The organism is Streptomyces sp. NPDC060366 (assembly GCF_042725135.1).
Lineage (GTDB): Bacteria > Actinomycetota > Actinomycetes > Streptomycetales > Streptomycetaceae > Streptomyces.
The window spans coordinates 677,294-689,677 of the sequence record NZ_JBHXDC010000003.1; the positions used below are offsets into that span (position 1 = coordinate 677,294).

At 71.3% G+C, this 12,384-nt stretch carries 11 protein-coding genes and 1 pseudogene; 6 read left to right on the plus strand and 6 right to left on the minus strand.

Translation table 11 applies throughout. The features are described from left to right. Positions 1-43: 43 nt before the first annotated feature. The 4 genes from ACFWHU_RS11960 to ACFWHU_RS11975 all read right to left on the minus strand — a co-directional run bounded on the left by ACFWHU_RS11960 (position 44) and on the right by ACFWHU_RS11975 (position 3,152). Positions 44-634: a hypothetical protein gene (locus tag ACFWHU_RS11960; protein ID WP_387224737.1), complete on the minus strand. Its 591-nt coding sequence runs from the start codon at positions 632-634 to the stop codon at positions 44-46. A gap of 158 nt (positions 635-792) precedes the next feature. Next, complete coding sequence (locus tag ACFWHU_RS11965) at positions 793-2,274, minus strand: glycoside hydrolase family 16 protein (RefSeq protein ID WP_385800960.1); 1,482 nt, start codon at positions 2,272-2,274, stop codon at positions 793-795. Between the two features lie 156 nt (positions 2,275-2,430). Then, the gene (locus tag ACFWHU_RS11970) at positions 2,431-2,778 is read right to left on the minus strand and encodes a hypothetical protein (protein ID WP_387224738.1); all 348 of its coding nucleotides are present in this window, start codon (positions 2,776-2,778) and stop codon (positions 2,431-2,433) included. Between the two features lie 104 nt (positions 2,779-2,882). Continuing rightward, positions 2,883-3,152, minus strand: a complete 270-nt coding sequence (locus ACFWHU_RS11975; protein WP_387224739.1) for a hypothetical protein — start codon at positions 3,150-3,152, stop codon at positions 2,883-2,885. Between the two features lie 194 nt (positions 3,153-3,346). Here ACFWHU_RS11975 and ACFWHU_RS11980 point away from each other — a divergent pair, with 194 nt between their 5' ends. From ACFWHU_RS11980 to ACFWHU_RS12005, 6 genes and pseudogenes are all read left to right on the plus strand, one after another. Next, positions 3,347-4,105 carry a hypothetical protein gene (locus ACFWHU_RS11980; RefSeq protein WP_385800950.1) on the plus strand — a complete coding sequence of 253 codons (759 nt, stop codon included), beginning with the start codon at positions 3,347-3,349 and terminating at the stop codon, positions 4,103-4,105. Continuing rightward, positions 4,102-4,500, plus strand: a complete 399-nt coding sequence (locus tag ACFWHU_RS11985; RefSeq protein ID WP_387224741.1) for a GntR family transcriptional regulator — start codon at positions 4,102-4,104, stop codon at positions 4,498-4,500. Before ACFWHU_RS11980 ends, ACFWHU_RS11985 begins: the two co-directional genes overlap by 4 nt. 47 nt (positions 4,501-4,547) lie before the next feature. Next, positions 4,548-5,012 carry a MerR family transcriptional regulator gene (locus ACFWHU_RS11990; protein WP_387224742.1) on the plus strand — a complete coding sequence of 155 codons (465 nt, stop codon included), beginning with the start codon at positions 4,548-4,550 and terminating at the stop codon, positions 5,010-5,012. Next, positions 5,009-5,341 (plus strand): thioredoxin, encoded by a 333-nt coding sequence (gene trxA / locus ACFWHU_RS11995; protein WP_387224743.1) that lies wholly within the window; start codon positions 5,009-5,011, stop codon positions 5,339-5,341. The genes ACFWHU_RS11990 and trxA overlap by 4 nt, the downstream gene beginning before the upstream one ends. Before the next feature lie 209 nt (positions 5,342-5,550). Beyond that, positions 5,551-7,841, plus strand: a pseudogene (locus ACFWHU_RS12000) (HelD family protein). Positions 7,842-7,889: 48 nt separating this feature from the next. Beyond that, the gene (locus ACFWHU_RS12005) at positions 7,890-8,063 is read left to right on the plus strand and encodes a hypothetical protein (RefSeq protein ID WP_387224745.1); all 174 of its coding nucleotides are present in this window, start codon (positions 7,890-7,892) and stop codon (positions 8,061-8,063) included. Positions 8,064-8,091: 28 nt separating this feature from the next. Here the strand turns inward: ACFWHU_RS12005 and glgB are convergent, their stop codons facing one another. Both glgB and ACFWHU_RS12015 read right to left on the minus strand, forming a co-directional pair. Then, a complete protein-coding gene (gene glgB, locus ACFWHU_RS12010) occupies positions 8,092-10,653 on the minus strand; it encodes a 1,4-alpha-glucan branching enzyme (protein WP_387224746.1) in 2,562 nt (853 codons plus the stop codon). Positions 10,654-10,785: 132 nt separating this feature from the next. Next, positions 10,786-12,276 carry a maltokinase gene (locus ACFWHU_RS12015; RefSeq protein ID WP_387224747.1) on the minus strand — a complete coding sequence of 497 codons (1,491 nt, stop codon included), beginning with the start codon at positions 12,274-12,276 and terminating at the stop codon, positions 10,786-10,788. Between the last annotated feature and the right edge of the window lie 108 nt (positions 12,277-12,384).

Here is a 12,384-nt window from a genome sequence, read left to right on the forward strand (position 1 = left end):
TTCTTCTGTCCTCTGTCCCCTGCCGGTCCTCGGTCCTCGTGGCTCAACGGCGGTGCCCGGCGGGGGTTCGGGTGTCCGCGCCCGCTCCCGCGTCCGTCTTCTCCAGCTTCTCCAGCCGCCGTGTCAGGCGCGCGAACCGGGCGAAGAGCCTGCGGCGGTTCCACAGCGCCACCGGAACGAACAGCGCGCCGACAGCCACGGCGACGATCGCCGGAACCACCGCGCCGAGGGCGAGAAAGAGTCCGGCGATCAGTACGACGCAGACCCCCACCATGGTGAAGGCCCACCGGCCGGCCGAGCGCAGTTGCTCGTCGCGGCGACGTACCAGGACCGCCATGGAACGGCGCTCCTGCGGATCCTCGGGCACGTCCTCCTTACGGATGCGCCGGTCGAGGTCCGGCACCCGGTCCGGGTCCGTGCCGACCGCGCGGCCGTCCTTGCGCTGGCGCCAGACGACGACGGCTGAGACCACCACCGTGTAGATCGCCGCGTGGACGGCCGCGTCGAGCAGCCCACCGTCGCGGTCGATCAGCAGCCGCAGCCCCGTCATCAGGACGAACGCCAGTGGACCGGCCACCCACCAGCGGTTCATCCACCGACGCCACCCGCGCTGTCCCTCGGCTGATTCCGGCATCGCGAATCCACCTGCCTCCGCCTTCGGAGCACCCTCCGGTGTGCGTGCTCACGGATATCGCGTGTACCCCCGTTCGACCGGCTCGCACGACTGCGGGCCCCACACGGCTTCTGCGGGGCCCGAGTCGGCGGGCGGGACGGGAGCCCGCGTCACCCGGCTCAGCCGTACGGGATCCGGACGACCGACTGGTTGCCGATGCCGAGCGTGCTGGCGCCGTTGCCGATGGCGTTCCAGACCTCGATCCGGACCTTGCCGTTGACGAGGTCGCCGTGCGAACCGGTCGACGCCTTCAGCCCCTTGGCCTGTGTGTAGTGCTCGAAGCCGGGTGCCGGGTCCGTGGCGAAGTAGTTGTACGTCTCCGTACGGTCCCAGGTGCCGTCGCCCGTACGGTCGTAACTCACCCTCACCTGCTGCCCGTTGGCCACCGTCGTACCCGCGTCGACGAAGAGGTCGAACTGTGTCGACCCGCCGTTGTGGGCGCGGGTGATCCCGCCGGAGGTGAAGACCTGCGGGTTGTACGGCGTCCCGTCGCGGTTGCCGCCGCCCGCCGACACCAGTGTGGCGTTCGCGCCCGAGGTGGTGGCGTCACCGAGCCCGCCGCCGGTGCGGGCGTACAACTGCGAGGAGCCGGACGGCGGCGGATCGGTCGGCGGGTCGGTCGGGCCGGATCCGCCACGGGTCCAGACGCCGACGTAGTCGACGAGCATCGGGCGCCCCGGCACGGTGGCCGGTGTCGGCGTGGGCCCGCCGAGCGCGTCCGGGAACGCGCCGCCGATCGCGACGTTGAGCAGGATGAAGTACCCCGCGTGCTCGGTCATGTTGGCCCACGTCGTGGCGTCCAACTGGTTCTGGGTGACGGTGTGGTAGAGCTGGTCGTCCACGTACCAGCGCAGCGCGTTGGGCGAGCTGGAGCGGTCCCACTCGAAGCGGTACGTGTGGAACGCCGACTGGCAACTCGCGCCGGGGCACGGGCGGTTGGCCCCGATTCCGGTGGTCTCGTTGCAGGGGCCGCCGGGGTTCACGCCGCAGTGCAGCACCGCCCAGACGGAGTTGATCCCGTTGACGTTCTCCATGATGTCGAACTCGCCGATGGCGGGCCAGTTCCAGTAGTTGCCCCGGTAGGGCGCGCCGAGCGCCCAGAAGGCGGGCCAGTAGCCGGCCGCGGCGGCGCCGGTCACGTTCGGCATCTGAATCCGGCCCTCGATACGCAGGGTGCCGCCGGCCGGTGCCTTGAAGTCGGCGCGTTTCGTCTCGACGCGCGCCGACGTCCAGTTGCCCCCGCCGTCCCGGAGCGGGGTGATCTTCAGGTTTCCGTTGCCGTCGAGACTCAGATTCTCGGCGTTCGCGGTGTAGTTCTGGATCTCGCCGGTGCCCCAGTTGCCCGGACCGCCGGGGTAGCCGTGCCCCGTGTCGACCTGCCAGTTGGTGGCGGACGGCGGGGCGCCGTTCCCGCCGTTGAAGTCGTCGCTCCACTGGAGGTTCCAGCCGGGCGTGGGCGGTACGTCGCCACGGGCGGTGCCGGCGCCGGTCAGACCGACGAATCCGGCGACGGCGACGGACATGGCGAGGAAGGCGGCGAGGAGGGGTGTGCGGGCGGTGCGGGCTCCGGGGAGTCTGTTTCCGGTGCGGCTCGTTCTCAAGGAACACCTCCGGTGTGGATGGTGCCGAGATGGGTCGTACGGGGAGCTGAGAGCGCTCTCAACTCTGTTGTTTAGATGAACCCCGAGTACCCGTCAATGACCTGGGCGCGTTGACTTCCCGAAGCCTCGACCCGCCACCGGCCCGCTGCTCGCCGTCTACCGCTCGCCGTCGAGCCCACGAGCGTAGAGCGCGGCGACGGACCGCGTGACGGCGGCGAGCGCCCGCATGTACTCGTACGCGTGCAGGGGCGGAGTGTCGGCGTCCGGCCGCCCGTGCCTGTCGAGCAGCCGGTACGCGATCCGGTGCAGTTCCCGTACGGGCGCGATGTCCGTGTCGCCGAGGTCCTCCAGCAGCAACAGACTGAGCTGCCCCTGGAGTTGCCGCGTCGTCGCGTCCGTCCAGGTCCGCTCGGGCAGGGCGATCCTGCGGGCGAGCGCCTGCTCGACGGTAAGGGAGATGGTCAAAAGGTCGACGGGCGGCGCGACGTCTCCGGTCTCACTCATCGCGCCTCCCGCCTACAGGGAGTTGTACGGCTCCGAGACCGGTCTCACTCAACCCCCAGCGCAATTCTTCCAGGCGAGCGCGCCGCGGTGGCCGGGCCGTTCAGTCAGGCATCCGCGATATCCGACGCGGCAGAGCTGAGTGTGCTTCCCGGGATCACCACGAGGCGCTCGTCCGGGGCGAGTGAGACGCCGTCGGGGAGGTGGGGCGCGTACTGGGCGGTCAGATCCCGGCCGATCACCGCGATGTCGCCGTTGTCGAGCTGCCAGATGTCGGGGCACTCGTCGTTTCCGTCCGAATTCCCCAGTGCTACCGGCGACTTGCCGAGTCGCCGCTCGAATAAGGCGGACGGATCTGCTTCCCAGGCACGGGCCATGCCTACCTCCACGTGACGTGGTCGAGAGTGCTGACGCGCCACATTTTACGTTCGATCGGTTACGGAGAGCAACCAATGTGGTCGGTTTCGCGCCACATCCCAGGCGTATCAGATACTTGACACAGTTGCGTCGAGTCGGCAGATTGTCTCAGAGAGCTGACACACTTGACGGTGGTTCGGGGAGGGGTGCCCTTATGTCCAATTCCATTGCTCCGGTGAGGAGTTGGCGGGACTGGGCCGACGCTCCCATCCGCTGGGCCGGCCCGCTGGCCGGTCTCGGGATCAATCAGGCCGTCGCCTTCAATCACGAGCCCGACGTCGATCTCCTCTACGCCATTCCCGTCTTCGGACTCTGCTCCGTCGGCGGTGTGCTGCTCGCCGATCTCGTCGTGCATCCCCGGCGGCGTGGTGTGCGGGAGGCGGGGGTGGTGCGGCGGCGGGTGCGGGATCAGATACCCCGTGCGCTCGCCGCGTCCCTGGTAGCGCAGGCCGTGTTCCTGGTGATCCTGCTGGCCGTCTCCGTCGGCACCGCCTCCGCCGACGAGGCCGGGCGGGTGGGGCGGGCGCTGACCGCGAGCTGTCAGGGGCAGACGCACGTGATCGGTCCCTGGCCGGGACCGTACTACGCGTGGCCGGTCCTGAGCGGGCTCGGCGTCGGGAGCGTCGTCTGTGCGCTGACCCTGCGGCGCGTCACCGCGCGGGCGGGCGACGACGGGCTGCGGCGGGTCAGGGCGCGGGTGACCATCGGGGCGTGGGGCGTGTTGGTGGCCGCACCGCTCTTCGCCGTATCGTCGAACATGGCTGTGGCCTTGTTCACCCTCCCGTGCGGCGGGTGGGCCGTCGGCCTCGGCGCGTTGGGCCTGACGTTCGTCGCGTTCGTCTCCGCCGTCACGGCCGGCTGGTGCCTCGTCGCACTGCTCGTACCGCGCGCTCACATCGAGGAGAGGTCATGACTGCCGGCGGGCTCAGCATCCGGGTGGATTCCGGCGCCCCCGTTCCGCCGTTCGAGCAGATCAGGACACAGCTCGCGGATCTGATCTCGGTGGGGCGCCTGCGCGAGGGCGACCGGCTGCCCCCCGTACGGCAACTCGCCTCCGACCTCGGACTCGCCAACAACACCGTCGTCCGCGCCTACCGCGAGTTGGAGTCGGCGGGGCTCGTGCAGAGCAGACGTGGTTCCGGTACGCGCGTGGCAGCGGCCGCGGCGGGCGCGGTGGGCGACGCCGCCAGGGCCAAGCTCGCCGAGCGCGCCCGTGACTTCGCGACCGCCGCGCGGCTGCTCGGCACCAGCGACGAGGAGGCGCTGGCCGCGGTCCGGCACGCGCTCGCGTCCGGCGACGGACCGTAGCGTCCTTCGTTGCCTTGACGTCGGCGTCAAGGATTACCGTCGTGGACATGCGCATCGGCGAGCTCGCGGAGCGGGCGGGGACCAGTACCCGGACTCTGCGTTACTACGAGTCCCGCGGGCTGCTGCCCGCCCGGCGGGCGGGGAACGGCTACCGCACGTACGACGAGGACGATCTGCGGCTGATCCAGCAGATCCGGACCCTTCAGGATTTCGGGTTCGATCTGGAGGAGACGCGGCCGTTCGTCGAGTGTCTGCGTGCCGGGCATCCGGCCGGGGACTCCTGTCCCGCCTCACTCGACGTGTACCGCGGCAAGCTCGCCGAGCTGGACGAGCTGATCGGCCGGCTCGGTTCGATACGCGCCCAGGTCGGCGAGCAGCTCGCGCAGGCGGAGGCCGTCCAGGCCGAGGCGGCTCGGGCCGGGGCGGCTCGGGCCGGGGCGGCTCGGGCCGCCGGGCCGGAGCCGTTGTGCGAGCTCACCATCCACCAGCTCCCCGAGGGAGAAGACACATGATCCAGGCAGAGGGCGTCGCCGTGGTGACGGACGCGACCTTCGACGACGAGGTACTGAAGGCCGGGCTCCCGGTGCTGGTGGAGTTCACCGCCGACTGGTGCCCGCCGTGCCGCCAGCTCGCGCCGGTGCTCAGCGCCGTGGCCGAGGAGGAGGCGGCGCGGCTCAAGGTCGTCCAGCTCGACGTGGACACGAATCCGGAGACCACGAACCGCTACGGCGTCCTCGCGATGCCGACGCTCCTGGTCTTCCGCGCCGGCGAACCGGTGAAGTCGATGGTCGGCGCCCGCCCCAAGCGCCGGCTGCTCCAAGAGCTGGAGGATGTCATCTAGAGATCCGGAGCGGCCCTCGCGGATCCCCGAGCAGGCCCGTGCGCAGGCCCCGCGCACAAAAATACCCCGCACCGAATTGACGGTCGGGGTATCGCTCTGCGTATATTTGGTGTTTCGGCTTTCGCCGCATCTTTTATGCATGCGAAAACTCGAAAATCAACTAACTGAGCAAAGCGTATCGGACAGGGGCTGAATTGTCAACCGAGGAATTGCGCAGCGAACAGCAATTCGTCTCGCTCCTCCATGAGCGTCTCGACGCGCTCCGGGAGCAGGCCGAGGACGCCGTGCGGACGTCGATCGGGCAGGTCAGCACGGGTCGGCAGGCCATGGTGGAGCGGGATATCAGGGTCGCCGAGCACTCCGGCACCGTCACCACGCTGAATGCCGTGGAATCGGGGCTCTGTTTCGGCCGTATCGATCTCGACGACGGCGTCACCCATCACATCGGCCGCATCGGAATGCGCCAGGACGACGCGGAACACACCCGCTGCTCATCGACTGGCGCGCCCCCGTCGCCCGCCCTTTCTATCTCGCCACCGGCTATTCGACGATGGGTCTGCGCCGCCGCCGGCACATCACCACCGAGGGGCGGCGCGTCACCGCGCTCCACGACGAGATCATGGATCTCAGCGACACCACCCGCACCGGCTACGAGGACCCGGACGGCGACGCCGTGCTGCTCGCCGCGCTCGACTCGGCCCGTACGGGGCGGATGAGCGACATCGTGCGGACCATCCAGGCCGAGCAGGACCGCATCATCCGCGCTCCGTACTGCGGGGTGCTCGTCGTGGAGGGCGGGCCCGGGACCGGCAAGACCGCCGTCGCGCTGCACCGGGCCGCTTATCTGCTGTACGCGCACCGCGAACGGCTGGCGCGCCGTGCCGTGCTGATCGTCGGGCCCAACCCCGCCTTCCTCGGGTACATCGGCGAGGTACTGCCCTCCCTCGGTGAGACCGGTGTGCTGCTGGCGACGACCGGCGAACTCTTCCCCGGCGTACGGGCGACCGCGATCGACACCCCGGCCGCCGCGGCCGTCAAGGGCCGCGCGGAGATGGCGGACGTGCTGGCCGCCGCGCTGCGCGACCGGCAGGCGGTGCCCGATCCGCACATCGAGATCGAGCACGACGACGGAACGCTCTATCTGGACCGCGCGATGGCCGAGGACGCGCGTGCCCGCGCTCGTGACACCGGCCTCCCGCACAATCTCGCCCGGCCGCACTTCGCCTTCTCCGTCATCGACTCCCTCACCGAGCAGCTCGCCGAGCGGCTCGGGGCCGACCCGTACGGCGGCCCGAACCTCCTCGACCCCACCGACGTCGCACAGCTCGGCAAGGCGATCGCCACCAGTGCGGCCGTTCAGTCCGCGATCGACGAGCTGTGGCCCACGCTCACCCCGCAGGACCTCGTCGCGGACTATCTGAGCGAGCCGACCCATCTCCCCGACGGTGACGGCGAGTTGATCAGCCGTCAGGTGAGTGGTGACGACCACTGGACCGACGCCGACGTCCCTCTGCTCGACGAGGCCGCCGAGCTGCTGGGCGAGGACGACGCCGCCGCGCGCGCCGCCGCCGAGGCCGATCGGCGCGGGCGGATCGAGTACGCCCAGGGCGTGCTGGAGCTGAGTTACGGCTCCCGTACCTACGAGTTCGAGGACAAGGACGAGGAGGACGCGGAGGTCCTGCTCGCACACGACCTCATCGACGCCGAACGCCTGGCCGAACGCCAGGAGGAGGCCGACACCCGCAGCGCCGCCGAGCGCGCCGCCGCCGACCGCACCTGGGCCTTCGGCCACATCGTGGTGGACGAGGCGCAGGAACTGTCCGCGATGGCCTGGCGGTTGCTGATGCGCCGCTGCCCGGCCCGCTCCATGACGCTGGTGGGCGACCCGGCGCAGACCGGGGACGTGGCCGGCTGCGACTCCTGGCAGCAGATCCTGCGGCCGTACGTCGGAGAGCGCTGGGAGCATGTACGGCTCGGCGTCAACTACCGCACGCCCGCCGAGATCATGGCCGTCGCCGCCGAGGTGAGGCGCCTGGAGGACCCGGCGTTCGAGCCGCCGAGTTCGGTCCGCTCGACCGGAGTCGGCCCGTGGGTACGGGAGGTGAAGCCGGCCGACCTCGTCCGTACGGCCGCAGCGAGCGCCGTCGGACACGCGGCCTCGCACGCGGCGGAACACGGCGGCGACGGACGGCTCGCGGTGATCGCCCCCGCCGCGCTGCTGCCCGCGCTCGCCGCCGAACTCCCCGACGCCTCCTGGGGAGTCGCCCCCGACCTCACCCGGCCGGTCGTCCTGCTCGATCCCCGGCAGGCGAAGGGGCTGGAGTTCGACACGGTGATCGTCGTCGACCCGGAGGCCGTACTGGACGGCTCACCGCGCGGCACCAACGACCTGTACGTGGCGCTGACCCGGGCGACCCAGCGACTCGGCATCGTACGGAATGTCACTGTCCCGCCCCGACTCGCTTACGAGAGCGCCACCACCCGGTCCACGGGGTCGTGAACCCCGCCCCCGGACGGGCACGGTCGTCATGTCCACAACGGGGGAGACATGCGCCGTACGAGAAGCCGCGGGAAGCGCGGACGCGTCGGCGCCGGCACGGTGGCGGGAGCGCTCGCCGTGGCGGCGACGGTCGTCGCGCTCGTGCTGTCCGCGCGGAACGTCCCGGCGTGCGACCCGGCGCCCGCCGGGACGCACGCCGAGACGCGGCACGCATCCTGCTGAGCCGGCCCGCAGCGGGCCGGCGAGCGGATCACACCGGCTTCAGCCACAGCGTCGCCAGTGGTGGCAGCGTCAGTTGGACGCTCGCCGGGCGGCCGTGCGTGGGGACCGGCTCCGGCTTGAGGGTGTCCATGTTGAACACGTCCCCGCCGCCGTAGCGCCCCGCGTCGGTGTTGATGACCTCCGTCCAGCCCGAGACGCCATCCGGGACACCGATGCGGTACTGGTGCCGTACCACCGGAGAGAAGTTGGAGACGGCGAGCAGCGGCGTGCCCTGCGCGTCGAAGCGCAGGAACGCGAACACGTTGTCCTCCCCGGCGTCCCCCTCCACCCAGGCGAAGCCCTCGGGGACGGTGTCGCGCTGCCAGAGCGCCGGGGTCCGGCCGTAGACCGCGTTCAGATCGCGCACCAGGTCCCGTACGCCGCGGTGGTCGGCCTCCGCCGCGTACGACGGGTCCAGCAGCCACCAGTCCGGGCCGTGGCTCTCCGACCACTCCGCGCCCTGGGCGAACTCCTGCCCCATGAAGAGGAGTTGCTTGCCCGGATGCGCCCACATGTAGCCGAGGTAGGCCCGGTGGTTGGCCCGCTGCTGCCACCAGTCGCCGGGCATCTTGGAGACCAGCGACCGCTTGCCGTGGACGACTTCGTCGTGCGAGATCGGCAGGACGTAGTTCTCGCTGTACGCGTACACCATCGAGAAGGTCATCTCGCTGTGGTGGTACTTGCGGTGCACCGGCTCTTTGGAGACATAGTCCAGGGAGTCGTGCATCCAGCCCATGTTCCACTTCAGGCCGAAGCCGAGACCGCCGAAGCCGCCGGGGCCGATGAGGTGCGTGGGGCGGGTGACGCCGTCCCAGGCCGTGGACTCCTCGGCGATCGTGACGACACCGGGGCAGCGGCGGTAGACGGTCGCGTTCATCTCCTGGAGGAAGGCGACGGCGTCCAGATTCTCCCGCCCGCCGCGCTCGTTAGGCGTCCATTCGCCGGCCTCGCGGGAGTAGTCGAGATAGAGCATCGAGGCGACGGCGTCGACCCGCAGGCCGTCGATGTGGAACTCCTCGCACCAGTACACGGCGTTGGCGACGAGGAAGTTGCGCACCTCGGTGCGGCCGAAGTCGAACTCCAGCGTGCCCCAGTCGGGATGCTCGGCGCGGGAGGGGTCCGAGTGCTCGTACAGCGGCCTGCCGTCGAACTGCGCCAGCGCCCACTCGTCCTTCGGGAAGTGCGCCGGCACCCAGTCCACGATGACGCCGATGCCCGCGCGGTGCAGCGTGTCCACCAGGAAGCGGAAGTCGTCGGGCGTGCCCATCCGGGAGGTGGGGGCGTAGAAGCCGGTGACCTGGTAACCCCAGGAACCGCCGAAGGGATGCTCGGCGACCGGCATCAGCTCGACATGGGTGAAGCCCAGATCCTTTACGTACGAGGGGAGTTGGAGAGCCAGCTGACGGTACGTCAGACCCGGTCGCCAGGAGGCGAGATGGAGTTCGTACACGGAGAACGGTGCCTCGTGCACCGGCAGGTCGCCGCGGTGCGCCAGCCACTCCTCGTCGTGCCACACGTGGTGCGACTCCGTGACGATCGACGCCGTCGACGGCGGCACCTCGGTGCGGCGGGCCATCGGGTCGGCGCGCAGCGTGTGCGTGCCGTCGGGGCGGGTGATGTCGAACTTGTAGAGCGCGCCCTCGCCGACGCCGGGCACGAACAGTTCCCACACGCCGGTCGAGCCGAGCGAGCGCATCGGGAAGACCGTGCCGTCCCAGTAGTTGAAGTCACCGGAGATCCGCACGCCCTGCGCGTTCGGCGCCCAGACGGTGAAACGGGTACCCGTGACGCCCTGGTGGACCATCGGGCGGGCGCCGAGCGCGTTCCACAGCTCCTCGTGCCTGCCCTCGCCGACGAGGTGCAGATCGAGGTCGCCGAGGGTGGGCAGGAAGCGGTACGGGTCCTGCACCTCCTGTTCGTCGACCTCGTCGGCGGTGTCCGCGCCCTCCTCGGCCGTGATCCCGTAGCGCACCAGGAGGGAGTACTCCGGGACCTTGCGCCACGGCAGGACGCCGGAGAAGAACCCGTCGCCGTCGTCGTGCAGTTGGGCCCGCAGGTCCTTCGCGACGACGGTCACGCCCTTCGCGTACGGGCGCAGCGCGCGCAGGACGACGCCGCCCTTGCCGGGGTGGGCGCCGAGCACGGAATGCGGGTCGTGGTGCGCGCCGCTCAGCAGCCGGTGCCGGTCGGCCTCCGGCAGTGGTGGGGCGGGGTGCACGATATGGCCGCCGGTCCCCTTGTGCGGCTTCGACGGCTTGGGCGGCTTGGGCGGCTTCGACGCGTCCGCGGACCTGTCGGCGGCCTTGCCCGCCTCGTCCGCGCTGCCCGCCCTCTCGGCCCTCGCGGCTTTCTCGGGCTTGGCGGACTTGCCGGCCCTGTCGGACTTGGCCCCCTTCGCCTCCTGCGCGTCCTTCGCCTCCTTGGCTTCCTTCCCCTCCCTCGCCGGGGGCTCGTCGCGCTTACGGCGCGCGCCGGCGGGGGCCGGGACTCCGTTGGCGGGGAGCTGGGGCTGCGGCTCTGACGGGTTCTCGGACGGCGGGCGGGCGGTCACGGGGGCTGCCTCCTCGGCGGGGACGACGGGGGTCTCGGGGCCGGTGGGCCGACGGGTCGGCCCACCGGTCTTCGGTGTCGGCGGTTGGGTGTCGGCGGCTCGGTGTCGGCGGTCGGTGTCGCGCGATGGGTGTCAGGGGCGGTGGCCGGCCAGCCGGTGGATCGCCGCCATCGGGACGGGCAGCCAGTCGGGGCGGTTCCGGGCCTCGTACAGCACCTCGTACACCGCCTTGTCCGTCTCGTACGCCCGCAGCAGCGCCGCGTCCTCGCGCGGGTCGGTGCCCGTCGCGTCCGCGTAGCCGTCGCAGAACGCGGACCGGGAGCGCTCCGCCCATCCGGGGTTCCAGGGCTGGTGGTTGCGGGCGGCGTAGTCGAAGGAGCGGAGCATGCCGGCCACGTCGCGCACCGCGGGCTGCGGGCGGCGGCGTTCGGTGAGGGGCCGGGCCGGTTCGCCCTCGAAGTCGATCAGGGACCACTCGCCGTCCGGCGTCCGCAGCGTCTGACCGAGATGCAGATCGCCGTGCACGCGCTGCGCCCGTGTGACGGGACCGCCCCCGGCCCCCGCCCCGTCCCTTTCCCCCGGACCGTTCCCGGAGCGGGCAAGCGCGTCGAAGGCGGTACGCAGCCCGCCGACGTACGGCAGCAGCGCGGGCACCGCCTGCGCGGTCGCGTCCAGCCGCCCCGACATGGCGTCGGCCAGATTCGCCGTCTGATGCGGCCCGAGGGACTCGGTCGGCAGCGCGGCGGCGAGCGCCAGATGCACCTCGGCGGTGGCCCGCCCCAGCGCACGTGCCTCGTCGGTGAATTCACGCCCGTCGGCCAGCGCGCGCAGCGCGAGCCGCCAGCCGTCCTCGGAGTTCCGGAGGAACGGCTGGAGCACCCCGAGCGTCAGCGACTGCGGCCCCGCCCCGCCGCCCACGTCCGCGCTCACGGCCTCGAACCAGGCGACCGGTGACGGCACCCGCCGGCTGCCCTGGCGGGCGAGGGCGAGCGGCAGTTCCAGATCGGGGTTGGCGCCGGGGAAGACCCGGCGGAGGATCTTGAGGATGTACTTCTCGCCGTAGACGAGCGACGAGTTCGACTGCTCCGCGCCGAGCAGTCGCGGCGCGAGTCCGGCCGGGATCTCGACGGCGCGGTCGAAGCGCAGCGGCCCGAGCGCGCCGGGGGAGCGCAACTGCTCCAGCAACAGATCGGCGAGGAGTGGATCGTGCAGCGCCTCGTAGACGACCCGGCCGGCCAGCGGCCCCTCGCCGACGACGCCGATACGGGCGGCGGCGAGTTGTGGCGGCAGCGCGGACCGTACGCCGATCAGCAACTGGTAGCAGTCGTCGGTGGGGGCGACGGGGACCGGTGGCGCGTCCGGATCGGGGGTGGAGCGCTGTTCGACACGGACCAGCAGATGGAGGAGGCCGGGTCCCGGACCCGAGGCGTCGGGCGGCATCAGTTCGGTGGCGGCCACCGCCGAGAAGCCCGTGATCGGCCGGCCCTTGCCCGCGAACCAGCGCTGCCGCGGCAGCCACTCGTGAAGCAGGGGGGCGAGCGAATCGACCAGTCTCCCGGCCCCGGCGGGCGGGAGCGCCGCACCGGGGCGTGGTGAGCTCCGGGTGGATGCAGCCTTCGACATGGCATCGCGTCCTTTCCCCGGGCACACCACAGGATGCGCAGAGTGTCCCGGATTGCGGCAACGGAGTCCGGCCTGTGCGGGACGTGTCGGGTGAGGATGGCCCGTACG